General features: G+C 75.6%; 21 protein-coding genes. 9 read left to right on the forward strand and 12 right to left on the reverse strand.

The features are described 5' to 3' along the window. Window positions 1-287 precede the first annotated feature (287 nt). Together AB0N04_RS33140 and AB0N04_RS33145 are read left to right on the forward strand one after the other, a co-directional pair. Window positions 288-2,324 carry a hypothetical protein gene (locus tag AB0N04_RS33140; RefSeq protein WP_360216541.1) on the forward strand — a complete coding sequence of 679 codons (2,037 nt, stop codon included), beginning with the start codon at window positions 288-290 and terminating at the stop codon, window positions 2,322-2,324. A 214-nt stretch (window positions 2,325-2,538) separates the two neighbouring features. Beyond that, window positions 2,539-4,773 (forward strand): MMPL family transporter, encoded by a 2,235-nt coding sequence (locus AB0N04_RS33145; RefSeq protein ID WP_360216544.1) that lies wholly within the window; start codon window positions 2,539-2,541, stop codon window positions 4,771-4,773. On the opposite strand, the gene AB0N04_RS33150 is transcribed toward AB0N04_RS33145, so the two are convergent. Next, window positions 4,770-5,336 (reverse strand): cysteine dioxygenase family protein, encoded by a 567-nt coding sequence (locus AB0N04_RS33150; protein WP_360216547.1) that lies wholly within the window; start codon window positions 5,334-5,336, stop codon window positions 4,770-4,772. The genes AB0N04_RS33145 and AB0N04_RS33150 overlap by 4 nt on opposite strands. Before the next feature lie 224 nt (window positions 5,337-5,560). Further along, entirely contained in the window at window positions 5,561-6,520 is a 960-nt protein-coding gene (locus AB0N04_RS33155; RefSeq protein ID WP_360216550.1) for a helix-turn-helix transcriptional regulator, read from the reverse strand. 115 nt (window positions 6,521-6,635) lie between these two features. On the opposite strand from AB0N04_RS33155, the gene AB0N04_RS33160 reads away from it, so the two are divergent. Further along, window positions 6,636-8,249 (forward strand): MFS transporter, encoded by a 1,614-nt coding sequence (locus AB0N04_RS33160; protein WP_360216553.1) that lies wholly within the window; start codon window positions 6,636-6,638, stop codon window positions 8,247-8,249. Between the two features lie 18 nt (window positions 8,250-8,267). On the opposite strand, the gene AB0N04_RS33165 is transcribed toward AB0N04_RS33160, so the two are convergent. The 4 genes from AB0N04_RS33165 to AB0N04_RS33180 form a co-directional block, all read right to left on the reverse strand. Then, entirely contained in the window at window positions 8,268-9,260 is a 993-nt protein-coding gene (locus AB0N04_RS33165) for a chitinase (protein WP_360216556.1), read from the reverse strand. A gap of 146 nt (window positions 9,261-9,406) precedes the next feature. Beyond that, window positions 9,407-11,290, reverse strand: coding sequence for a hypothetical protein (locus tag AB0N04_RS33170; RefSeq protein WP_360216559.1), 1,884 nt, complete (start codon window positions 11,288-11,290; stop codon window positions 9,407-9,409). Window positions 11,291-11,380: 90 nt separating this feature from the next. Next, a complete protein-coding gene (locus AB0N04_RS33175) occupies window positions 11,381-12,115 on the reverse strand; it encodes a hypothetical protein (protein WP_360216562.1) in 735 nt (244 codons plus the stop codon). A gap of 135 nt (window positions 12,116-12,250) precedes the next feature. Then, window positions 12,251-13,507, reverse strand: coding sequence for an alpha/beta hydrolase (locus tag AB0N04_RS33180; RefSeq protein ID WP_360216565.1), 1,257 nt, complete (start codon window positions 13,505-13,507; stop codon window positions 12,251-12,253). Between the two features lie 135 nt (window positions 13,508-13,642). On the opposite strand from AB0N04_RS33180, the gene AB0N04_RS33185 reads away from it, so the two are divergent. After that, entirely contained in the window at window positions 13,643-14,101 is a 459-nt protein-coding gene (locus AB0N04_RS33185) for a MarR family transcriptional regulator (RefSeq protein WP_360216568.1), read from the forward strand. A 97-nt stretch (window positions 14,102-14,198) separates the two neighbouring features. On the opposite strand, the gene AB0N04_RS33190 is transcribed toward AB0N04_RS33185, so the two are convergent. Continuing rightward, on the reverse strand, window positions 14,199-14,591 hold the full coding sequence (locus tag AB0N04_RS33190; protein WP_360216571.1) for a nuclear transport factor 2 family protein: 393 nt from the start codon (window positions 14,589-14,591) through the stop codon (window positions 14,199-14,201). A gap of 104 nt (window positions 14,592-14,695) precedes the next feature. On the opposite strand from AB0N04_RS33190, the gene AB0N04_RS33195 reads away from it, so the two are divergent. Together AB0N04_RS33195 and AB0N04_RS33200 are read left to right on the forward strand one after the other, a co-directional pair. Next, window positions 14,696-15,214, forward strand: a complete 519-nt coding sequence (locus AB0N04_RS33195; protein WP_360216574.1) for a MarR family transcriptional regulator — start codon at window positions 14,696-14,698, stop codon at window positions 15,212-15,214. Between the two features lie 46 nt (window positions 15,215-15,260). After that, on the forward strand, window positions 15,261-15,872 hold the full coding sequence (locus tag AB0N04_RS33200) for a hypothetical protein (protein ID WP_360216577.1): 612 nt from the start codon (window positions 15,261-15,263) through the stop codon (window positions 15,870-15,872). A 63-nt stretch (window positions 15,873-15,935) separates the two neighbouring features. On the opposite strand, the gene AB0N04_RS33205 is transcribed toward AB0N04_RS33200, so the two are convergent. From AB0N04_RS33205 to AB0N04_RS33215, 3 genes are all read right to left on the reverse strand, one after another. After that, window positions 15,936-16,871: an ADP-ribosylglycohydrolase family protein gene (locus AB0N04_RS33205; RefSeq protein WP_360216580.1), complete on the reverse strand. Its 936-nt coding sequence runs from the start codon at window positions 16,869-16,871 to the stop codon at window positions 15,936-15,938. A gap of 102 nt (window positions 16,872-16,973) precedes the next feature. Continuing rightward, window positions 16,974-18,380, reverse strand: coding sequence for a dihydrolipoyl dehydrogenase (gene lpdA / locus AB0N04_RS33210; RefSeq protein WP_360216583.1), 1,407 nt, complete (start codon window positions 18,378-18,380; stop codon window positions 16,974-16,976). A gap of 262 nt (window positions 18,381-18,642) precedes the next feature. Beyond that, entirely contained in the window at window positions 18,643-20,121 is a 1,479-nt protein-coding gene (locus tag AB0N04_RS33215; RefSeq protein WP_360216673.1) for a M28 family peptidase, read from the reverse strand. A gap of 296 nt (window positions 20,122-20,417) precedes the next feature. On the opposite strand from AB0N04_RS33215, the gene AB0N04_RS33220 reads away from it, so the two are divergent. Next, window positions 20,418-20,600 (forward strand): antitoxin, encoded by a 183-nt coding sequence (locus tag AB0N04_RS33220; RefSeq protein WP_360216586.1) that lies wholly within the window; start codon window positions 20,418-20,420, stop codon window positions 20,598-20,600. An 89-nt stretch (window positions 20,601-20,689) separates the two neighbouring features. Here the strand turns inward: AB0N04_RS33220 and AB0N04_RS33225 are convergent, their stop codons facing one another. After that, entirely contained in the window at window positions 20,690-20,881 is a 192-nt protein-coding gene (locus AB0N04_RS33225; RefSeq protein WP_360216589.1) for a hypothetical protein, read from the reverse strand. A gap of 72 nt (window positions 20,882-20,953) precedes the next feature. On the opposite strand from AB0N04_RS33225, the gene AB0N04_RS33230 reads away from it, so the two are divergent. Then, window positions 20,954-21,568 (forward strand): TetR/AcrR family transcriptional regulator, encoded by a 615-nt coding sequence (locus AB0N04_RS33230; protein WP_360216592.1) that lies wholly within the window; start codon window positions 20,954-20,956, stop codon window positions 21,566-21,568. A 195-nt stretch (window positions 21,569-21,763) separates the two neighbouring features. Here the strand turns inward: AB0N04_RS33230 and AB0N04_RS33235 are convergent, their stop codons facing one another. Next, window positions 21,764-23,152 carry an MATE family efflux transporter gene (locus tag AB0N04_RS33235; protein ID WP_360216596.1) on the reverse strand — a complete coding sequence of 463 codons (1,389 nt, stop codon included), beginning with the start codon at window positions 23,150-23,152 and terminating at the stop codon, window positions 21,764-21,766. A 164-nt stretch (window positions 23,153-23,316) separates the two neighbouring features. On the opposite strand from AB0N04_RS33235, the gene AB0N04_RS33240 reads away from it, so the two are divergent. After that, a complete protein-coding gene (locus AB0N04_RS33240) occupies window positions 23,317-23,850 on the forward strand; it encodes a PadR family transcriptional regulator (protein ID WP_360216676.1) in 534 nt (177 codons plus the stop codon). The last annotated feature ends 138 nt before the right edge of the window (window positions 23,851-23,988 follow it).

Here is a 23,988-nt window from a genome sequence, read left to right on the forward strand (position 1 = left end):
ACTACACCCACGCCGGACGCACCGAACTCGCCGCCCACCAACGGGCCGTCACCGACTGGGAACGCCGCCGCGGCTTCGAACGACTCTGAACCACGCGCGGCGGGGGCCGAGCCCCTGCCGCCGGCGGTGGCGGCGCTCACCCGTCCCGGGCAATTTCGGCCGCGTCCCGCGCCCGGTCGCACGCTCGAAGCCCCCGGTGTGGCAGGTATACGGCGGCGGCCCGGTCCGCGGACCGTGACGGGTCGCGGACGGGCCGACCGCCCGTCCGCGACCGAACGGAGCCACCCATGCGCCGACGCCAGGGCGTCCTGCTGACCGCAGCCCTGCTCTCCCAGCTCGCCGCCGGCCCGGCCCAGGCCGCCCCGGCCGGCCCGCCCGGCTGGGGGCCGGACCACCAGTGCGGCGTGGTCCGCAGCGGCGACACCCCGCTCGGCGGAGCCGAGGTGACGCTGTACCAGGCCGGCGACGAGGCGGGCGGACGGCCCCGGGTGCTGGCCCGGGCCCGCAGCGGGCAGGACGGCCGCTTCACCCTCGACTACCGCCGGCCCGCGGACCCGCGGGCCGTGCTCTACCTGCTGGCCGACCGGCAGCCCGGCCAGGAGCACCGGGGCGGGGCGTCCCCGGACGGGCCGGGCGGCGACTCCCCGGACGGGCCGGTCACGCTCGCCGCGGTGCTCGGCGGCGCCGCCGCACCGCCCGAAGTCGTCGTCAACGAGCGCACCACCGTCGCCGTCGCGTACGCCCTGGCCCGCTTCACCGGACCGGCCGGCATCGCCGGCACCTCCCCCGGGCTGCAGAACGCCGCCGCGATCGCGCACAACCTGGCCGACACCGGCACCGGCGACGTCGCACCCGTGCTCGCGACCCCGCCGAACGGCGACCGCACCTCGACCATGGCCGAGTTCAACACCCTCGCCAACCTGCTCGCCTCCTGCGTCACCGGCGACGCCTGCCGACAGCTGTTCGACCTCGCCCGGCCGCCCGGCGGCGAGCGGCCGCGGACCACCCTGCAGGCCGCGGTGGACCTCGCCCACGCCCCCGGCCACGACGTCGGCGCCCTCTTCGCGCTCGCCGCGACCACCCCGCGCTACCTGCCCGCGCTGCCCGCCGCCCCCGACGCCTGGACGGTGGCCCTGCGCTACGACGGCAACGGCCACGAGCTCGACGGCCCCGGCAACCTCGCCTTCGACGCCGACGGCAACGTCTGGGTCAGCAACAACTACCGGTTCGGCGCCGACCCGGCCGAATCGGTCTGCGGCGGACGCACCCTGCTCAAGTTCACCCCCACCGGCCAGGACGCCCCCGGCGCGCCCTACCGCGGCGGCGGGCTCTACGGCGCCGGGTTCGGCGTCACCGTCGACGCGCGCGGCGACGCCTGGGTCGGCAACTTCGGTTTCCAGGGCTCCGGCTGCCCCCTCGACCCCTCCCGCTTCTACCGCAGCGTCTCCCAGTTCGCCCCGGACGGCACCGCGCTCTCCCCGCGGGACGGCTGGCGGGGCGGCGGCATCGTCCAGCCCCAGGGCATGGCCGCCGACCGCTCCGGCACCGTCTGGGTCGCCAACTGCGGCGGCCGCAGCGTGACCCGCGTCCCGGACGGCGACGCGGCCCGCGCCCGGGAGATCCCGGTGCCGGGGCTGGTGAAGCCCTTCGGCGCGGCCGTCGACCCCGCCGGGCGGCTCTGGGTCTCGGGCAACGGCAGCGACAACGTGCAGGTCCTGGCCCCGGACGGCACCCCGGAGCGACTGGTCTCCGGCGGCGGCCTGAACCATCCGCTCGGCGTCGCCACGGACAGCCGGGGCAACGCCTGGGTGTCCAACAGCGGGGTGCTCCCCGTCCCCTGCGAGGACGCCACGGCGGCCGGCTTCGCGGACGCCGTCGCGGACGTCGTCGCGGGTGGGGCCGGCCCGCTCCCGGGCACCTCGGTCACCATGATCGGTGCCGACGGCCTTCCGGCAGCGCAGCCCTTCGACAACGGGGGCCTGTTCCTGCCCTGGGGCCTCGCCGTCGACGGGGACGACACGGTGTGGGTCGCCAACTTCGGCGGCCACCGCGTCGCCCGGCTGTGCGGCGTCAGGACGTCCGCCTGCCCGCCCGGCGTCGGCACCGGGCAGCCGATCTCCCCGGCCGACACCGGGTACACCAGCGACGGGCTGGAGCGGAACACCGGGGTCCAGATCGACCCCTCGGGCAACGTCTGGCTGGCCAACAACTGGCGCACCCTCCCGGTCCAGACGAACCCCGGCGGCCACGAACTCGTCGTCCTGGTCGGCGCCGCGGCCCCGGTCCGGACGCCGCTCCTGGGCGGGCCCGAGCGGCAGGGCTGACCCCGCGGCACGGCCGGGCCGGGCCGCGGGCGGCTCGGCGGCCGGGCCGGGCGGGCGCGCGGGAGGAGGCGGGCGTGCGGGGGGCGGGCGCGGGGCACGGCTCGGGCGACAGGGCCGACGGGGCGACTACCCGCCGGTACCGTTGCCCGGCCCCGCACCACGGGGAGACTCCGCCGGATCGGCGACCCGCAGAGCAGAGCCCCAGGAGCCGTCCATGCCGCCGCCCGTCCGCCGTACCCCGCCGACCGCCGCGCCCCCGGCCAAGCGCGCGGCGCTGCGCCGGCTGGGCGAGTGGTGCGCGCGCCACTCACTGATCGTCATCGTGCTGTGGATCGTGGCCCTGGCGGGCGTCCAGGCGGCCAACAAGACGGTCGGCGGAAGCTACTCGGACGACTTCTCGCTCCCCGGCACCCAGGCGCAGCAGGGCCGGGACGTCCTGCAGGCCCACGAGCCGGCCGCCGCCGGCACCAGCTCCCAGGTGGTCCTGCACGACGCCCAGCCGCTGACCGACTTCCCGAACCAGGTCGCGCAGACCGTCGGCGCCCTGCAGCAGCTGCCGCACGTGCTGTCCGTGCAGAGCCCGCTGCCCCCGGCCGGTCAGCCCGCCCCGCCCGGCGGCCCGCTGTCCGCCGACGGCCAGACCGGCTACATCACCGTCCGCTTCGACACCAACCCGACGCTGCTCGGGACGGAGTACCTGACCGGTGTGGACACCGCCGTGGCACCGCTGCGCGAGGCGGGCGTGCAGGTGGAGTACGGGGGCCCGCTCGGCGAACTGGCCCGCCCCGCCCCGGACGACCGCACCAGCGAGGCGATCGGCTTCGCCGTCGCGATCGTGGTGCTGCTGGTCGGCTTCGGCAGCCTCATCGCGGCCGGGCTCCCGCTGCTGACCGCGCTGTTCGCCGCTGTCGTCGGCCTCGGCGTGCTCGGGCTGATCGCCGCGCTGTCCACCTTCGCCACCGTCGCCCCCACCCTGGCGACGATGATCGGCATCGGCGTCGGCATCGACTACGCGCTCTTCCTGCTCACCCGGCACCGGCAGAACCTGATGGACGGCGTGGACCCGGTGGCCTCCGCCGGGCAGGCGGTGGCCACCAGCGGGCGGGCGGTGCTGGTCTCCGGCTGCACGGTGATCATCGCGCTCTCCGGGCTGTCCGTCTCGGGCATCTCCTTCATCGCCAAACTCGGTGCGGCCGCCGCCGTCACCGTGGTCTCGGCGGTGTTCGGCGCACTCACCCTGCTACCGGCCCTGATGGGGCTGATCGGCCGCCGGATGGACCGGTTCACGGTGCGCCGGCCGATCGCCGAGACCGGGGGCGCGGCGGGCGCGGAGGCCACCGGCACCTGGCACCGCTACGCCCGCCGCGTGGAGGCGAACCCGTGGCCGTACCTGATCTCCGGCGTGGCCGTCCTCGTGGTGCTGTCGATCCCGCTGTTCTCCATCCAGCTCGGTCACATCGACGACGGCGCCGACTCCACCAGCTTCACCGACCGGCGGGCCTACGACCTGATGTCCGCGGCCTTCGGCCCCGGGTCGAACGGGCCGCTCACCGTGGTCGTCGACCAGAGCGCCGTGCCCGCCGCGAACCGGCCCGCGGTGCAGACCGCCGTCCAGCAGTCGCTCACCGGCCTGGCCGACGTGGCCAGCGCCACCCCGCTGCAGACCAGCCCGGACGGCGCGGTGCTGTTCAACACCGTCATCCCGGCGGGCGCGCCGCAGGACCGCAGCACCACCGACCTGGTCAACCACCTGTCGGACACCGTGCTGCCCGACGCGGTGGCCGGCACCGGCGCCACCACCTACGTCACCGGGAACACCGCGGCGCAGGTGGACTTCCTGGACATCGTGTCCAGCCGGCTGCCGCTGATCATCGCCGTCGTGGTGGGCCTCGCCTTCCTGATCATCCTCGTCGTCTTCCGCGGCCTGCTCGTCGCCGTCAAGGCCGCGGTGCTCAACCTGCTCTCGATCGCGGCCTCGTACGGCGTCGTGGTGGCCGTCTTCCAGTGGGGCTGGGGAGGGCCGGCCCTCGGCGTCTCCGGGAAGGTGCCGATCGAGAGCTACGTGCCGATGATGATGTTCGCGATCGTCTTCGGCCTGAGCATGGACTACGAGATCTTCCTGCTCTCGCGCGTCCACGAGGCCTGGCTGCGCACCGGCCGCAGCCACGACGCGGTGGCCCACGCGCTGGAGATCACCGCGCGGGTGATCTCCTGCGCCGCCCTGATCATGGTGAGCGTCTTCGCCGCCTTCATCGTGAGCGACAACATCGTGATCAAGATGATGGGGCTCGGCCTCGCCGTCAGCGTCCTGGTGGACGCCACGGTCGTGCGCCTGCTGCTCGTCCCGGCGGTGATGACCCTGCTCGGCGCGGCCGCCTGGTGGACACCCCGGTTCCTCGACCGGATCCTCCCCCACATCGACACCGAGGGCGAGGGCGAGACGCCCTAGCCTTCCGTCGGTGCGGGGTCCTCGTAGACGCGCCGGATGCTGGAACCCAGCCGGCCGATGTCCGCCCCGTACACGTGGATGGAGACCGCCTTGCGGTCCCCGCCGTTGCTGACCCGGTGGATGTCGTGGGGCGGGGCGATGCCGACGACGTCGCCGGTGGCGTTCACCAGTTCCTCGGTCACCACCAGGCGGGTGCCGTCGCCGGCGGGCACCTCCCGGTAGCGGGTCTCCTGCTCGACGCCCTCGTACACCCCGGTGACGCACCAGGACACGTGGTCGTGGATCGCCGTCCGCTGCCCCGGGTACCAGACCAGCGCGACCACCGAGAAGGTGCCGTCCGGCTCCACGTGCAGGACGTGCTGGCGGTAGTGCGCCCGGTCCCCCTCGTGCTGGTCCGGGGTCAGCAGGTCGGGGTGGTCGAGGAAGGGGCGCAGGCGGTGTGCCACGGCCGCGGCCGTCCCGGCGGGCGAGGTACAGCTCCGCACGGCCGCTCGCACCGATTCGACCAGTCGCACGAGTCGGACGCTGACGGCGACGCTCTGGGTCGGGGTTGCAGTAGCCATGCGCATGACACCTCCTGGATGCGTGTGACGCCTGCGGCCGCCCCGCGGGACGACGCCGGGCGGCCGCCCGGTGGGGCCGGGCGCCGGTCCGCGCGCCGCCCGGAACCGCACGCCGCCCCACCGGCCGGTCGATGACGGCAGCCTAACCGAGTGGCGCAACCGGCCGCCGGGGCAGCCGAGTTGCAGTTGAACGGGCGAGTGGCGCAGCCACCCGCCCCGGCCGGTCACACCCGGGCCCGCTCCGGCCTCCCCTGCGCCCGGTCCCGTGTCAGATCCCGCGTCAGGCCCCGCGTCGGTTCCTGCTCCGGGTCCTGCCCCGGGGCCCGCACCGGGCCGGGTTCCAGGGCCGCGAGGAGGTGCAGCGCGCGCTCGTCCGGGCTGCCCGGCGCCGCCGTGTAGACGACCAGGAGGTGGTGCGCGGCGCCCGGCGCCCGGAAGGTCTCGTAGTCCAGCGTCACGTCCCCGACCACCGGATGCCGGAAGCGCTTGGGGCCGCAGGTCTTCTCGTGCACGTGGTGGCCGGCCCACAGGGTGCGGAACTCGGCACTGCCCAGCGAGAGTTCACCGATGAGGCGGACCAGCTCCGGATCGTGCGGCCGGCGCCCGGAGGCCATCCGCAGCACCCCGACGGTGGTCCGCGCGGCCTCCTCCCAGTCGAGGTGGACGGCCGGCGCCGCCGGGTCCAGGAAGATCCGGCGGGCCATGTTCCGCTCGCGCGGCGGCAGCCGGGGGAAGTCCGCGATCAGCGCGGCCGCCAGGGCGTTCCAGGCCAGCACGTCGTTGCGCTCGTTCATGATCAGGGCGGGGGTGGTCGGCATCGCCGCCACCACGCGGTGCAGCGCGGGACGCAGCACCTCCTCGCGTCCGACCGCCGCCGACCGCCCCCCACGGCGGCGGGGCGGACGGGCCAGGTCGTACAGGTGGGCGCGCTCGGCCGGGCCGAGCCGCAACGCGCGGCCGAGCGCGTCGAGGACCTCGTCGGACGGGCGCTCCGCGCGCCCCTGTTCCAGCCGGACGTAGTAGTCGGTGCTGAGGCCGACCAGTTCCGCGACCTCCTCGCGCCGCAGGCCGGGGACCCGGCGCCGGGCGGTCGGCGGCAGCCCGACGTCCTCGGGCGAGACCAGGGCCCGGCGGCTGCGCAGGTAGTCACCGAGGCTGTTGGTGAGGATGATCGGGTCGGGCATGCGTTCCAGTATGGGCGGGCGGGCCCGGGCCGCCGAGGCCGGAGGGTGGCCCTGCCACTCCCAGGGAACGCGGCTCCCTTCAACCGCCGGGCGGCGCCCGCGGACGATCGGCGCCATGACCGCTTCCCCGCACGCCGATGCCCCACCCCTGGACGCCCCGCACGCCGATGCCCTGCCCCCGGACGCCCCGCACCGCGCACACCCCCGCCCGGTGGACGCCACCGCGCCGGCCGCCGCACCCGCACCGCCCGGCTACTGGGCCACCGTCAGCGCGGTCGGCTGCTCCGCGCTGATGCTGCCGTTCTCGGTGACCGGGGCCGCCGTGGCCCTGCCCAGCATGACCGCCCACCTGGGCGCCTCGGTCAGCGCCGCCCAGTGGATGCTGAACGCCTTCAACATCACCTTCGCCGCACTGCCGCTGGCCGCCGGCGGCCTCGCCGACCGGATCGGCCGGCGCCGGGTGCTGCTGACGGGCATCGCGCTGGTCGGCGCCCTGTCGGCAGTGGTCGCGCTGGCGCCCTCGATGGCGGTGGCCGACGCGGCCCGGGCCGTCCAGGGGTGCGGGGCGGCGGCGGTGCTGGCCTCGGGGGCGGCGGTGCTGGCGAACGCCACGTCCGGGCGGCGCCGCCGGCTGGCCTTCGGCGTCCTGGGCACCGCCTTCGGGACGGGCCTGGCGATCGGCCCGATGGCCGCGGGCGCACTGGTGGAGGCGGCCGGCTGGCGGTCGGTCTTCCTGCTGGTGGCCGCGCTGGCCGTGCCCGCGTGGCTGTGCGCCACCCGGGCCCCGGAGTCCCGCGACCCCGGGCACCCCGGCGTCGACCTGCCGGGGCTGGGCTGCTTCACCGCCGGCCTCGGCGCCCTGTCGTTCGCGCTCGTCCGGGCCACCACGGCCGGCTGGACGGCCCCGGGCACCCTGCTGCCGCTCGCCGGCGCGCTCCTGCTGGTCGCGCTCTTCGTGGTGGTGGAGCAGCGCCGGGCCGGACGCGCCATGGTCGACGTCCGGCTGTTCCGTCGCCCCGCCTTCCTCGCCCTGATGTGCCAGCCGTTCACCGTCACGCTCGGCTTCGTGGTGCTGCTGGTGCACCTGCCGGCCTACCTCCAGGGCGTCGGCGGCCGGAGTGTCCTGACCAGCGCGCTGCTCCTGCTGCCGATGACGGCGCCCGTGCTGCTGCTGCCGCTGCCGGCGGCCCGCCTCGCCGCGGCCTGCTCCGTGCGGACGGTGCTGACCGCCGCCTCCGTGCTGATCGTGGTGGGCGCGCTGCTCCTGACGACCGTGCGGGCCGACGGGTCGTGGGCGGCGCTGGCCGTGCCGCTGCTGCCCTTCGGGGCCGGTGTCGGGCTGGCGTTCGGGGTGATGGACGACGCGGCCGTCGGCACCGTGCCGCCCGAGCAGGCCGGAGCGGCCGCGGGCGTCTTCAACACGATGCGCGTCACCGGCGAGTCGGTGGCCGTCTCCGGGGCCGCCGCACTGCTCAGCACGCTGACCGCCGCCCGGCTGGACGGCGCGGGCCTCTCCCCCGGGGACGCGGCGCGGGTGGCGGCCCTGGCGGTCCAGGGCCGGGTGCCGGCCGCGCACCACCCGGCCCTGACCGCCGGTCTCACCGGCGCCCTGCACACGCTCGGCGTGGTCCTGGCGGTGATGTCCGCCGTCGGCGCGGTCCTCACCCACCTGGCCCTGGCCCCGGGGGCGGCGGCAGGCACCGACGCCGAGGCCGAGGCTGACCGATGACCGATGACCGATGACCGGTCAGCCCTTGTACTGGGCGACGATCTTCGTGAACGCGTACGGGGACTGGCTGATGCCGCTGCAGGCGTCGGACCCGCCCCCGGAGCAGCCGCGGTCGCGGTTGACGGACCAGAAGGCGTAGCGGGCGATGTGGTGCTGGCGGGCGTAGCCCAGGATGGTCTGGAAGTCGCCGGTGGTGACGGTCTCGTCCGCCTCGTCGGTGACGCCGTTCATGGACGAGACGCCGATGTGCCGGTAGGCGGCGTCGTCGCCGTAGCCGTAGGCGGACTTCACCGCGGCCTTCAGGCCCTCCAGGGCGCTGACGCTGGCCTGGCCCATGCTTCCGCTGTGCCCGCCGAAGTCGAAGGGCATGATCACCCAGCCGTCGTTGGCGAGGCCGGCGGCGGCGCCCCGACGGATCAGGTCCTTGCCGTTGGCGTCCGGGCCGCTCGGGGTGGTGCCCATGGTGACGTAGGTGACCAGCCCGGGGTTCCTGGCCTTGACGGTCTTCAGGGCGTCGACGACCCGCTGGCGGACGGTGGCGTTGGAGAACTCGGTGTTCTCGATGTCGATGTCGAGCGCCTTGAGGTGGTAGGCGTCGACGACCTTCTGGTACGCCCCGGCGAGTGCGGCGGCGCTGCCGCACTTCTCGCCGAGCTTGTTGCCGCTCCAGCCGCCGACCGAGACGACCACGTCGCCGCCGGCCGCACGGATCGACGCGATGGCGGCCTCGTCGGAGCCGCCGCGCAGGGCCCGGCTGCCGTCCCACTTGGGGTTGCAGGTGCCGTCGGACAGCATGAAGGCCAGCGTGAACCACGTGACGCCGGTGGCCGCCATCACGTCGGTGGGCTTCTGCGGGTTGCCCCAGCCGAGGTACTCGTACGGGGCGGCGGCCATCGCGCCGGGCCCGGCGGCGGCGTGCGGGGTGCCCGCGGCCGCGGTGCCGACGGGGGCGAGGGCCAGGGCGGTCGGCGCCAGCGCGGCGGCGGCGAGGGCGGAGGTGAGTCGGCGCACGTCTACTCGATTCTCTGACCGGGTGGAGGGGAGGGCGCGCGACGCGGGTGGCCACCGGAGACGCGGAGTTCAGGATCCCCACGTGATGACCACCCGTCAATGGGTATGGTTAGGAAAGTTTCCCAACACTTCCCGGCGCCCGTGTCTCAGCCGCACGCCTGCGCGTGGACCGTCGGGTCCTCCTGCGCGAGACGGCGCAGGATCGCGGCGGCCCGCGGCTGCGGCGGGGTGCCGTCGTCCGGCAGCGTCCAGCGGAACTGCTGCGGCCTGCCGCTCCCCCGCGCCTCGTCCGAGGCCCCGTCCGCGCCGCCGCCCTCGCCCGAGGCCTCGCCCGGCCGGCGCCAGAAGGTCACCACGACGACGTCCGGGTCGTCGGCGTCGGTGCCGATCCAGCCGCGGCGGACACCCCAGCGGCCCAGCAGCCCGGGCGACTCGTCCAGTGCGGCGGTCACCAGCCGGGCCGTCCGCCGGGCCGGCCAGGACCAGGAGTCATCGGACTCCGCGCGGGCGACCTCCGCGTCGTAGGCGGCGGCGTCGAAGCGGCGGGCGGGCGGGCCGGGGTCGGGCTCCCCCGCGTCCCGGTCGTGCCACGGGCTCCGCCAGCCGTCCCACACCACCTCACCGCCGACCCGACGGATGGTCACGTAGAGCGCGCCGCAGCACCCCTCGGCGCAGGCCGCCTCGGCGAGCCGCACCTCGCGCGGCTCCGCCGCGGCCCGTAGCAATCCCCCTTCCAGCAGCGCCTCGGGCGGTTCGGCGGGGCCGCGGCCGAACAGCGCCGGGACGACCGGACGGCCGTCGATCAGGATCCGGGTCTCGACCGCCGCCCGCTCCGCCGGGTCGCCGGCCACCACCTCGACGCGCAGGGCGGGCCCGCGGCCGGGGCCGCCGTCCGGCCGCTCGAAGGGGCGCCGCCCGACGCGGCGGATCCAGGCCGCTCGCGGGCGCTGCTCCGCGTCCTGCGGGCGGGTGCCGACGGCGGCCCAGCGCGGCTGCGCCAGCAGCCGGCCCAACGACTCCAGCAACGCGGTGCGCGTCCCGGGCGGCCAGTCCAGCAGCACACCGGCGCCACTGCTCAGGTCCAGGGCGAGCGAGAGCAGCATCGCGGCGTTGTCGACGGTGGCCGGCAGCCGGGCCGCCGCGGTGACCACGCGGCGGTAGAGGCCGAGCACGCCCCGGCAGGCGAGCAGGTCCGCCGGGTCGTGGCGGGAGGAGGCCATCCGGACGAGCAGGGCGCCCGCCAGGGCGAGCAGGTCGGGGTCGATGGGGTGGCGGTCCATCAGCCCGGGCAGCCGGGAGGCCTCGACGATCCGCCGGGCGGTCGCGGCGGGGAGCTCGCGCGGCGGGTCCGGCAGGGCCAGGAGCGCCGCGCGGACGGCCGGGTCGTCCCCGGCCCGCAGAGCGCGCAGCAGCGGACGGAACAGGTCGCGACGGGCGCCGACGCCCAGGTGGACGAGCCCGGCGGTCGGGCGGTCGAGCAGGTCGAGGGCATCGACGGCCGGGCCGGTGAACTCCCGGAAGCGGCCGAGGACGGCGAGCTGCGGCACGTCCTCGGGCTCGCCGGTGCGGGCGAGCAGGACGAGGCCGACGGTGACGGCGAGCGTGGTCGTGCCCGTGCGGACCAGCCGCCGGGCCAGGGTCCGGGCCTCGGCCGACCGCCCGGCGGGGAGCGGAAGTTCGGCGACGACCTGCCGGATCAGGTACCGGTGGTGGTCCTGGAGCCCTGGACGCGCAAGGCGGCGGTGCAGGGCGGCCGGGCCGTCCGGGAGCGGGTGGAGGGCCTCCCGGAGGACGGCGAGCGCCTCGGCCCGGGGCAGTGGCTCCGCTCGACTCCCGGGCTCCGGGGGCCCACCGGACTCCGCGGGGCTCCCGGAACCCGCGGAGCTCGCGGCCCTCGCGGGCTGGAGGAAGCCCCCGCGCCGGGGCGGCAGGCCGTCCGGGGAGGCGGCCAGCACCTCCACGGCCAGGGCGTACAGTGCGGGTGCGGCGGGCGGGAGGGTGAGCGCGTGGCGCTCGTCCTGGGCGCTCACCGGGTGGTGTGGGACTCGATTCCGTGGGTCATGCGCGCAGACTGCCAGCCGGCCCACCCGCTGTCGAACGGTTTTCGCGGGCGCGCCCGCTCAGCACGTCACGTGTTGACCGTCGTGGTGCTCGTGGACCTCGACGGCCCCGGGCAGGGCGCCGGCCCGGGTGCGGATCCGGTCGCGTTCCCCGCCCGGGGTACCCGACCGGATCCGCACGAGCAGCCGGGTGTCGGCCACGCCGGTGCCGGCCATGCACAGGGTGAGCACCTGGGCGCCCGGGCCGATCTCGCCGGCCGCCCAGGTGGCGGCCTCGATGCCGCGGCTCACCGCCGGGCCGTCCGGGCCGATCACCACCACGTAGCCGTCGGCCTGGGTGACGTGGGGGCGCACCAGCGGGGCGACCGCCGGATAGACCCAGGTACCCGCCGCGAGTGCGGCCGCCGACCAGCCCAGCGCCGTCACCGCGCGACCGCGCACCATCGGGCGGGCGAGGTGGCGGGCGGCCAGCAGGACGACGAGCGCCGGGCCGAACATGCAGATCCAGGCGCCGGCGAGGAGACCGAGCCAGCCGAGCACCGCCAGGCCGAGGAGCATGCAGAGCAGGGTGACCAGCCCGGCGACGACCGCCGCCGCGCCGCAGGCGGTGCGGAACGCGATCCGGTCCCGGCGGAACGCCAGCGGCGCGGCCACCGGGAGCGCGGCGGCGAGCACCACCAGGCCCGCGACGGCCTCCCCGCCCCCGGCCAGGAGCAGGCAGGCCGGTGCGGCGCAGAGTGCCGCGGCTGCGGCGGCGAGCCATCGGGCCCGTTGCGGTACTGCTTGCCTGGCCATGGTCGATCCCCCCGAACGCCGGTATTGAACACGTTCAAACATAGCGTCCGGGGGCCACCCCGCCGACACCCGGGGGCGTCCACAGCCGTCCGGGCCCGACAGCCGCCCCCGGGGGCCGCCGACGCCCCGCGGCCGTCAGCCCCGACGGGCCTCGACGAGCCGGGTCGGGGCGGCGCCGAGCCACCAGACCGGGTCGGCGCCGCCGTCGGTGGTGCGGCCGTCCCGGTGGACGTAGTGGCGGACGTCGCGGCCCGGCTCCCGGAACTCGCCGGCCAGGGCACGCTCCAGCCACTCGGCACCGAACCGGAAGGCCTCCGCCGCCACCCCGCCGAGCGGGTGGAACTCGTCCTCGTAGACGCGCAGCTCCTTCGGCGCCCGGATCAGCTCGAAGTTCGCCAGGGCCTGGCCCAGCTCGGTCAGTTCGTCGAACTCGCCGATGCCGTACAGCACCGGGCAGGTGATGTCCGCGACCAGCTCGCCGAGCGGCATCCGGTGCGCGAGGTCCCGGTCGAAGGCCTCCTCGTCGGTGTACCCGGCCATGTACATGTAGTTGTTCTTGAAGGTCGGCTGGGCGCGCTCGAAGATGGTCGCGAAGTCGCCCGTGACGGCCTCGAAGGCGGCCAGCGCGGACAGCCGCCGGTCGGTGGCGGCGGCCCGCGAACCCCAGTAGCCGCTCATCGAGATGCCGAACATCCCGATCCGGCCCGCGTCCACCTCCGGCATCGCGGCCAGGTGGTCGAGGTAACGACCGATCGCCCGCTCGTAGTTGCCCAGGTCCACGGTGAGGCCGCCGGCCCGGCTCTCACCCTGGCCCGGCCCCTCGATGGACAGCGCGACCATCCCGCGGGAGGTGTAGTAGCGCTCGGCGGCCCAGATGTAGTCCTCCTTGATCATGTCCATCCCCGGGCCGAGGATGACCGCCGGCGCGTTCTCGACCCGCCCGGCCGGCAGGTGCAGCAGGGCGTGGATCCGCGACCCCTCGAAGTCCAGCTCCACGCGCCGCACCCGGCCGTCCCGCAGGGCGCCCAGGCGCTCCACGCAGTGGTTGGCGCGCTCGCGCATGGCGAGCTTGCGGGGGTCCTCCGCGTCGAAGAGCGAGTACTGGGCGCGCCCCCACATCACCGCGGCCCGCAGGTAGAGGTCGGCCGCGGTCTGCGCGAAGCCGCCCCGCTCGTGGTGGGCGGCGCGCTCCTCGGCCTGACCGGCCACGGTGGCCCAGGCCTTGGGCAGCATCGCGCCGCTGCGGACCAGCGCGAAGACCTTCGCGAAGTCGGTGTGGTCGTGGCCGAGCTGCTCCATCGTCCCGACGGCCTCGGGGTGCAGCGCGTCGAAGCCGCCCTGGGCGAGGGCGATGTCCAGGGCCCAGTTCTGGCCGGTCGATCGAATGGTCATGACGGTCCTCCTCCTGCGTGACGTGCTGCCGACCGGTCGACCCGGCCAACAGCTAAGTACTTAGTCATTAAGTACTTAGGTTAAGCTGCTGTCAAGCCGCCCACCCCACCGCCGAACCGACCCGGGAGAACCCGCATGACCGCCACGCCGCCGACACCCGACCGCGCCCGGGCGCTCGACCTCCTGGCCCGGGCCGCCTACCGCCTCAGCGCCGCCGACGCCCGGCTGCGCGGCCGCGCCACCCGCACCCCCGGCGCCCTCTCCCTCACCCACGCCCGCGCCCTGCGCACCCTCGCCGACCAGGGTCCGCTGACCATCGGTCAACTCGCGGCGGGCACCGAGACCACCGGCGCCGCCACCACACAGCTGGTCAACGGCCTGGTCGCGGCCGGCTACGTCACCCGCACCCGACCGCCCGAGGACAAGCGCTCCGTCGTGGTCACCCTCACCGACGCCGGGCGGGAGCGCCACCGACAGCGCCAGCAGGCGCTCACCGAGGCGCTGCACACCGACCTCGCCGACCACGACGCCGCAGCCCTCGAACGCGCCGCCGAGGTGCTGCACCGCCTCTCGGCCGTCTACGACCGGCTCTGACGCCGGCACGGCCCCGGGCGGCGCGGCTCCGGGCGGCGCAGCACCCCGGCGGCGCGACTCCGGGCGGAACAGCACCCCGGCGGCGCGGCGGGCCCCCTCAGCGGGCGCTGCCGAGGTTCCGGTCGCGCTCCGCGCCCACGAGCATCAGCGTGGTCTCCTCGACCCGGCGGAACCGGCCGTCCGGGGCGAACTCGCCGAAGAGGTAGACCTCCATGCGGACGGTGGAGCCGTCCTTCTTGGTGACCTCCACGGTGTGCCGGTCCGCGTAGCGGTCGCCCACCACCAGCTCGTCGTGCACCTCGACCGTGCCGCCGGCGACCACCGAGCGCAGGTGCGCGATGTGGTCGAGGAACTCGCGCCGGTCGGCCCACTCGCCGTCGGTGCGCTGGCGGTAGTCGGGGGCGAAGTGGCGGTCGGCGGCCTCGTCCAGGCTCAGGCCCGGGGTGAGGATCAGGTCGGTCAGGGCGGCGCGGATGTCGGTGCGGTTCATCGGGACTCCTGGGATGTACGGGACTGCCTCGCAGAATTTACGTGCCTTGAGCACGCTTCTCACGCTACCAGCAAAGCGTGCCCCGCGCACGCTATTCTGCTGGGGTGACGAACCAGCCACCCCACACCACCGGCGACGAGATCGCCGACGCCCTCGGACTGCTCCTGCGCCGCAGCAGCCGGGCCGGCCTCTACGCCCACCTCACCGACGGACTCGGCGAGTCCGTGGACGAGCTCACCTACCCCGTGCTCAGCGGCCTGGCCCGCACCGGCCCGTGCAGCGCGGCCGACCTCGGCCGCGAGGTCGGACTCGACCGCACCACCGTCACCCGCCGCGCCGACCGGCTGGAGCGGGGCGGCCTGCTGCGCCGCGAGTCCGACCCGGCCGACGGCCGCGCGACCCTGCTCGCCCTCACCGACCGAGGTCGGGAGGCCGTGCAGGTCGCCCGGCGGCGGCTCGCGGCCCGCATCGACGACTCGCTCGCCTCCTGGCCGCAGGCCGACGCCCGCGCCTTCGCCCACTGGCTGCAACGGTTCGTCGACGAGGGCCCGTTCACCGCCGCGGACACCCCGGAGCCGAGCACCCGGCAGCGGGCCGCCGGGGCGGACCCGTCGGCCCGGTGACACCCGCGCGGCCGGTTGTCGGTGCCGTCCGCCAGGATGTGCGCCCATGGACATCGACACCCTGCTGCACCAGCTCGCCGACGAACACGTCGCGTACTCCTGCGACCGCCCCGAGGAGTTCCACCACGCCGGAGACCTCACGGTCGTCTCCAACCTCGTCTTCAGCTCCCCGGACCCGTCGGAGTTCTCCGAGTGCTCCGGCGTGCCGGCCGGCCGGCACCCCGTCCACGTCGGCGTCGTCCGGACCCACGACACCGAGACCGGCCGGGAGACGCCGGCCGTCACACTGGTGCTCGTCCCGCTGGCCGCACCCGAGGTGATCGCCGAGGCCGAGTTCGAGGACGCCGTCGAGGACTACCAGCCGCTCGGCCCCGACCTCGGCTTCCTCTGGGACGCCACGGCGATGGACGCCTTCGCCCCCGGCCGCCCGCGGCCCGCCGGCCTCGCCGACCTCGACGCGCTGGTCGCCCGCGTCGAGGCCGGGCTCGCCACCCCCGACGGGGCCGGCCGCGCCCCCGCCTGGGTCGACCTCCCGATCGACGAGACCACGGGCGCCAACCTCCTCGCCTTCCCGGTCTCCGCCGAGGCCGCCCTCTGCCTCGAGGGCCGCGACGCCGACGGCACCCTCGTCGCCCTGCTCTTCACCGGCACGATGTGACCCCCGCTCCCCCGGCCCCCACCGGGCCGGGGGGGCTGAGCGGGGCCGGGGGGCTGCGGCGGGTTACGGGAGCTCGGCCTCGGCGGCGTCGACCCAGTCCGGCAGGGGTTCGCGGCGGGACAGCCAGTCCTGCGGGACGTCCGCCAGGCCGGTGCGGGCGGCGACCACGCCGCCGGTGATGGCGCAGGTGGTGTCCACGTCGCCGAGCCCCTCCGCGGTGGTCCAGAGTGCGTCGGTGAGGCTGTCCAGGTGGTGCGCGGCGGACCACAGGGCGAACGGCACCGTGTCGGCGGCCGTGATCCGCTGACCGTTGCCGAGCAGGTCGGACGCCCGCCACGGCTCCGTGCCGGCCGGGAGTCCGGCGGCCCGGCGCAGGCCCTCGTGGACCTCCCCGCGGGGTGTCCGGTCGGCCACCTCGGTGAGCAGTTCCGCACCGGCCGGAGCGGCGGCCCCGGAGCGGCCGCGGGCGGCGAGCGCGGCGGCCAGGGCGACCGCCGTCGCGCCGGCCGTCCCCTCCGGGTGCGCGTGGGTGACCTCGGCGGAGAGCACGGCCTGTTCCGCCGCCTCGTCCAGGTCCTCGTGGAACCAGGCCCCCAGCGGCGCCACGCGCATGGCGGCGCCGTTGCCGAGGCTGCCCTGCCCGTCGAACAGGTCCCGGGCCCGGGTGCGCCAGCTCCCGGCGTCCGCGGCCAGCTCGGGCAGCAGCAGGTGCATGCCGTGGCCGTAGCCGCGGTAGGCGTCGGCCTGGTAGGTGGCCCCGAAGGCGCGGGCCAGGCGCTCCTGGTGGACGGCGTCGAAGGCGGTGAGGATCCCGTAGACCGACAGCGCCATCGCGGTGTCGTCGGTCCAGTGCCAGGGGGACTCCTGCGGCACCCGCCGGGCCCGGATCTCCGGGATCGCCGTCTGCGCCGGCCGGAAGAGCGGGAACCAGCGCTCCCCGAATCCGTCCCCGAGGGCGAGGCCCTCCAGCGAGTCACGAGCAGCGGAGTGTGAGGTCATCCCGGCATCCTGCCAACGGGACCGGCGCCCGCGCACCCGGTTTACCGGGATGCTCCCGGGTGCGGGCGGGCGGGCGCCGGAGGGGCCGTCAGCGGGCCGCGGTCACATGTTGATCATGTGGCCGGCCAGGCCGTGGATGGCCTCCTTGACCGCCTCGCCGAGGGTGGGGTGCGCGTGGACGTTGCGGGCGACCTCGTGGACGGTGAGGTCCCACTGCTGGGCCAGCGTCAGCTCGGGCAGCAGCTCGGTGACCTCGGGGCCGATCAGGTGCGCGCCCAGCAGCTCGCCGTACTTCGCGTCGCTGATGACCTTGACGAAGCCGATCGGGTGGCCCAGGCCGTGGGCCTTGCCGTTGGCGGTGAACGGGAACTTGGCGACCTTGACGTCGTGGCCGAGCTCACGGGCCTGGGCCTCGGTGTACCCGAAGGAGGCGATCTGCGGCTGGCAGTAGGTGGCGCGCGGGATCATGGCGAAGTCGACCTCCATGGTCTCCGCCCCGCCGATGGTCTCGGCGGCGATCACGGCCATCGTCTCGGCGGCGTGCGCGAGCATCAGCTTGGCCGTCACGTCGCCGATCGCGAAGATGTGCCCGGCGCTGGTGCGGCCGCGGCCGTCGACGGCGATGGCACCGCGGTCGGTCAGCTTGACGCCGGTGTTCTCCAGGCCGTAGCCGTTGACCCGCGGCGCGAAGCCGATCGCCTGGAGCACCTTGTCGGCCTCCAGCACCTGCTGCTGACCGTCCTTGGTGACGGTGACCCGGACCTTGGCGTTCGGGTCACTGTCGTCGATCGACTCGACCCGGGTGGAGGTGAGCACCTCGATGCCGAGCTTGCGGTACTGCTTGGCCAGCTCGGTGGAGACCTCGACGTCCTCCAGCGGCACCACGCGGTCGAGGAACTCGACGATGGTGACCTTGACGCCGTAGTTGTGCAGCACGTACGCGAACTCGACGCCGATCGCGCCGGCGCCGGCGATGATGATGCTCTCCGGCAGCTGCTCGGTGAGGATCTGCTCCTCGTAGGTGACCACGCGCTCGCTCAGGCTGGTGCCGGAGAGCAGGCGGGTGGTGGCGCCGGCCGCGATGACGCAGTGGTCGAAGGTGACGACCTCGAAGCCGCCGCCGCTGAGCGCGACCTGCAGGGTGTGGTCGTCGACGAAGGTGCCCCAGCCGTCGTACTCGGTGATGCCGTTCTTCTTCATCAGGTAGTGGACGCCCTTGACCCGGCCGTCGGCCACCGAGCGGCTGCGGCGGAACGCCTCGCCGAAGTCGAAGGTCACCTGGCCCTCGACCTTGATGCCGAAGGTCTTGGCCTCCTTGGTGAAGATGTGGGCGAGCTCGGCGTTGCGCAGCAGGGCCTTGGAGGGGATGCAGCCGACGTTCAGGCAGACGCCGCCCCAGTACTTGGCCTCGATGACGGCGGTCTTCAGGCCGAGCTGCGCGGAGCGGACGGCGGCGGTGTAGCCGCCGGGGCCGGCGCCGAGGACGACGACGTCGTAGTGCGTGCTCATGGTGCTGCTCCTCCGAGGGTCTCACGGTGTCGTGATCTAGGTCCCATGGTGTCAGGACCGGACTCGGCGCACCCCCCGGGTCTCGGCGGATGCGCCCCGCGCGGCACCGTACAGGCCCCGGGGCCGGATTGTCAGTGCCCTGCGCTACGGTGCACGCACCCGGGCCCGACCAGGGGCGCCGTGTCCGAGAGGAGGGGCCGATGAGCGTACGACGGGGCGGGTGGGCCCGCCGCCCGAGGACGGCAGCGGGCCCACCCGGGCGTCAGGCCGCCACCTCGTGGGCGTGGCCGCCGCTGATACCGGCGCCGCCCTGCCCCGCGGGGCGCTGCGGCGGGACGGGTCGGTCGAGCGAGGAGAGGTCCCAGGCGTAGGTGCCGACGGCCTGGGCGATCACGTCGATGTTGACGTCGAAGGCGTCCATGTCGATGTTGCCCAGGTTGTCGCAGGCCTTGTGGTAGCAGGCGTCGAAGGCGGTGCCCGCCGTGCCGCCGTAGCGCTCCTCCTGCTCGGCGGACTTCACGACCTCGGCGCCCGTGTCGGTGCCGCCGGCCGGGATGCCCGCGTCGATGAAGGGGCCGTAGTCGGAGCGGCCGCTGAAGGCGGTCGGCTCGTGCGGCAGGCGGCGGCCGTCCAGGTAGCCGGTGATGTCCCGCTCGATCTGCGCCGAGCCCGCGGGGCCCGCCGGGCCGCCGCTGCTGCCCGAGCCGTTGTAGACGAACTGCGCGTAGTTGGGGGAGGCGATCATGTCGAAGTTGAGGTAGAGCCGGATCTTCTTCCTGTCCGCGTCGGAGAGCGACTTCACGTACGCCTCCGAACCCTTCAGTCCGAACTCCTCGCCGGACCACCAGGCGAACCTGACCTTGTTCCGCACCGGGTGGACGCTCAGGTTGCGGGCGACCTCGAGGATGCCGGCCGAGCCGGAGCCGTTGTCGTTGATGCCGGGCCCCGCCGGGACGGAGTCCAGGTGCGCCCCGATCATGACGGTGTTCGCCTCGTCCCCGCCGCGGGTCTCGGCGAGCACGTTCCAGGTCTTGCGCGGCTCCATGAAGGTGCGGACGTCCAGGTTGACCCGGACCGGCCCCGCGGCGGCCTTCGCGGCCAGCGCCTCCCCGGCCGCCCGGGTGATCCCGCCGACCGGGATCCGCCCGGCCGCCGGATCGCCGAGGGTGCCGTTGAGGTCCCCGTCGGTGTTGTTGTAGATCACGGCGCCCACCGCACCGGCCGTGGCAGCCGCAGCCTGCTTGGCGGCGAAGCTGCACCCGCCGCGCAGGATCAGCGCGATCCGGCCGGTGAACGCGCCGGCCGGGTAGTCGGCGGGCGTGCAACCCGTCGCGGCGCCGACCGGGGCGACGGCCAACTCGGCCTCCAGCCCGGCCTCCGGGCCGCCGACGGAGTACGTCATGGCGATCAGCGGGACGTACTCTGCCTGCGGTGAGAGCACCGACAGCCGCTGCGAGCGCGCCTCGAAGAAGGTGTACTCGAACTCCTGCCGGGACACCTTGAGTCCGGCCCGCCGGGCCTGCTCGTAGACGTAGCGCGCGGAGGCCTCGTGCCCCGGCGAACCCGCCACCCGGGTACCGCCGTTGCGGTCGGCGAACCGCTGCAGCGCGGCCAGGTCGTCCCGCGCGGTCTCGGCGTCGGCGGCCTCGACCAGCCGGGCGGCCAGTCTCGCGCCGCGCTGCGCCGGATCCGGGTCGGCGGCCGCGCTGCCGGCACCGGCCAGCAGCAGGGGCGCGACCAGGGCGGTGACGGTCAGCGCGGCGCCCGCGCCGCGGGCGGCGGCGTGGGGGCGGCGGCCGGCGGTGCGCGGGCGCGGTATCGGCGCGGACTGGTCGATCGGGGTGTGCGGGAGGTGGGGCGGTGCGGTGAGACGACGGGCGCGCAGCTTCAAGGCGACTCCTTCCGACGATCCGTGAACCCCGATTTGACATGACCGGAACCACCTTGCCAAGCCCGCCACGCGACCGCGGGATGCGGGCGGCGGCGAACGCGGTGATGCTGGAGGAGTGGGGCCGACTGATCCGGGAGTGTGACCAGATGTCCATGATGGATAAGCTCAAGGGCCTGCTGAAGGGCCACGAGGACCAGGCCGAGAAGGCCGTCGACAAGGCGGGGGACGCCGTCGACGACCGTACTCAGGGCAGGTACAGCGGCCAGGTCGACGCTGCTCAGGAACAGGCGAAGAACCAGTTCCGCGACCAGCCGCCGCAGCAGCAGTAGCCCGCCCCGCTGCGGGTCCGCGGCCCCGGTCCGCCCGGAAGAACCGGCCGGACCGGGGCCGGGGCGTTCCGGCCGGACCGGTCAGCCGGTCAGGCGCCCCCCGACCCCGCGGAAGGCTCCTCCTCCGGCTCCGCGTCCGCCGACTCCGGCACCGCCTCCGCCGACTCCGCGTCCACCGCGCCGCAGCTCTCACAGCGCCCGGGCCCGGGCCGGTCGCGCAACCGCCCGCACTCCGGGCAGACCCGGTCCAGCCAGCAGGCCGGTTCGCCGCCTTCGTCCATGGCCCCGATTCTGCCGGGGCACCGCGCCGACCGCGAGTAGACAGTGTCTACCGGGCCTGGTAGACACTGTCCATGAACGATCCGGACACGGACCTGCGCGCCCGCCTGGTGGCGGCCGGCGTCGAACTGGTCTCCACCGAGGGCGTCCACGCCCTCGGTCTGCGCGAGATCGCCCGCCGGGCCGGCGTCTCGCACGGCGCGCCGCGCCGCCACTTCCCCACCCACCGGGAACTGCTCTCCGCCGTCGCCCGGCAGGGCTTCGGCCGCCTCACCGACGCCATGGCGGGCGCCGACGCACTGGCCGCAGCCACCGGCGCGGACCCCCGCGACCGGCTCGTCGCGCTGGCCCGCGCCTACCTCGGCTACGCGGCCGCCAATCCCGGCATGTTCGAGCTGATGTTCCGCCACGACCTGCTGGAGGGCAGCGGAACCGAGCTCCGCCACACCACCCTGCCGATGTTCCGCACCGTCGCCCGGCTGGTCGGCGAGGTGCGCCAGGACCAGGCCGAGCCCGCTCCGGCCGCGGCCGCGCTCTGGGCGAACCTGCACGGACTCGCCCAGCTGCGCACCTGGGGCAGCCTGCGGCTGGTCACCGGCGGCGACGACCTCGAGCCGCTGCTGCGGGCCACCCTCGACGCGCACCTCGGCGCGCCGGCGGACGATCACCGGCCGGCGCTCAGGCCGTAGGCCACCCTCACGGGCCCCTGCGCCCGGATCACGCACCGGCCGAGCAGCCGCGGCGGCAGGCGCAGGCCCGTTGCGTCGTGGCGCCCGGGCACCGGCACCCGGGCGTCGGCTCCCGGACGCCCGGGCCGCGGAGCACGTCCGGCGCACGGGCTGACGGACCGCCGGCAGGCCGTACGGGGGCAGTCGGTCGGCGGATCACGGGGCCCCGGCGGGGAGTTCACCCGCCGGCACCGGCACCTCAGGCCCTACCGCCGCCGACGTCGCCGCCGTCGCCGCCGTCACCGCGGACGACCCGGACGACCCGGACGGCGACGGCGGGCGCCGGGTGAGGAGCAGCAGCAGCGCCAGCTGCACCACCGCGCCGACGGCCGGGCCGACCCACACCCCGGTCACCCCCAGCGGCCCGGCCAGGCCCACGGAGGCGGCGAGCTGCGCCCCGAGGCCGATCAGCACCGAGAGCGCCAGGGCCCGGCCGGCCCCCGCCGCCTGGTGCAGGCCGCCGAGGGCGACCACCAGGGCGTACGGGAGCAGGTAGCACGCGGCCATCCGCAGGAAGCCGACGGACTGCGCGGCCACCGCGGGGTCGTCGGTGAACAGCGCGGTCAGCGGGGCGGCGAGCACCACGGACAGCACCGCGGCGAGCGCACCCAGCAGCGCGGCGAGACGCACGGTGGCGCGCCGCAGCGGGCGCAGCTCGGCCGTCAGCCCGGCACCGACGAGGCGGGCGGCCTCGATGGCGGCGGCCTGGCGCAGCGCGTAGAAGGACATCGTGACGACCAGCAGGACGCGGTAGCCGATGCCGTACCCGGCGACCGCGGCGACGCCGAAGCCCGCCACCAGGGCGAGTTGGGCCGTTCCGACGGCCATCCGGGTGGTGAAGTCCAGGCCGAGCGGGGCCCCGGCGCGGACGATCCGGCCGGCTGCCGCGCGGACTCCCCCGTCGGGTGCGGCCGTCCGCGGCCGCAGTCGCCAGGTGACGGCGAGGGCGACGGCCCGGGCGGCGGTCAGGGCCAGGGCGGCGCCGGTGACGCCGAGGGCGGGCAGCGGGCCGGGGCCGAGGACGAGCAACGGGTCGAGGAGGAGCAGCAGGGCGTTGGAGAGCAGGGCGATCCGCATCGGGGTGCGGGTGTCCCCGGCGCCCTTGAAGAGCTCGTCGGCGACGCGCTGGCCGCAGAACAGCACGAAGGCCGGGAGGGCGACGGTGAAGTAGTCGACGGCGAGCGCGGCCGCCTCGCCGTCCAGGAAGGCGCCGGCGAGGCGATCGCGCAGCAGGAAGCCCGGGACGGCGATCAGGAGGCCGCCCGCGGCGCAGAGCCGCCAGGCCGCGTGGGTGGTGCGGGCGGCGTCCTCGCGGTCGCCGGCGCCGAGGGCCCGGGCGAGCCGCACGCTGGTGCCGGAGCCGACCACCAGGACGAGCCCGAGCAGCAGGTTCTCGACCGTGCCGGCCAGGGTGACGGCGGCGACGGCGGCCCCGCCGAGCCCGGCCACCCAGTAGGCGCCGATCACCGAGGCGATCACCCCGGACAGCAGTTCGGCGTAGACCGGTCCGGCCAGTGCGGTCAGTCGCGACAGGTGTTCGCGCATGGTGCTCCCCCGTTCCGCCACCCGCGCGGGCGGCCGTCGTCTCGCACGGCCGCCTCGACCGTCGGCGGCGCGATGCCTCGAATAGAGATACCTCTAATCGATCCACCTCGACAAGAGGTAACATGAGCGCGCCACCGGCGCACTCCGACGAAAGGGCTTCGATCGTGCTGACCCTCGCGATCCTCGGCTTCCTGTACGAGCAGCCGCTGCACGGCTACGAACTCAAGTCCCGGATCACCGCCCTGACCGGGCACGTCCGGCCGGTCAGCGACGGCGCCCTCTACCCCGCCATCACCCGCCTGGAGAAGGCCGGCCAGCTGCGCCGCCGCACCGAACCGGGCACCGGGGCCGCACCGCGCCAGACGCTGGAGCTCACCGAGGAGGGCCGGGCCGAGCTGCGCCGGCGAGTGGCCGACCCGGAGCAGGTGGAGATCTCCGACCAGATCCGGTTCTTCGCCCTCGCCGCCTTCCTGCACCACCTCGCGGACCCGCGGCGACAGGCCGCGGTGCTCCGGCGCCGGCTGGCCTTCCTGGACGCTCCGAGCAGCTTCTTCCAGGACGGGGACGGCCGGCCCGTCACCGCCGAACGCGAACCGAACCCGTTCCGGCGCGGCGTGCTGCTGGTGGCCAGGGCGTCCACCGCGGCCGAGCGGTCGTGGCTGGTGGAGACCATCGCGGAGCTCGACGGCCGGGGCTGAGGGCGGCCGCCCGGAGGCCCCCGGCGGGGTCGGCGGCGCGGGCGCGGCGACGACCCGGGCCGGGCGGCGTCGAACAGCAGCGCGAGCAGCGGAAGGAGTGCGCTTCACCCCCTCTTCCGGGAGGCCCCGGCGTGGCTA

The organism is Kitasatospora sp. NPDC051702, assembly GCF_040681575.1.
Lineage (GTDB): Bacteria > Actinomycetota > Actinomycetes > Streptomycetales > Streptomycetaceae > Kitasatospora.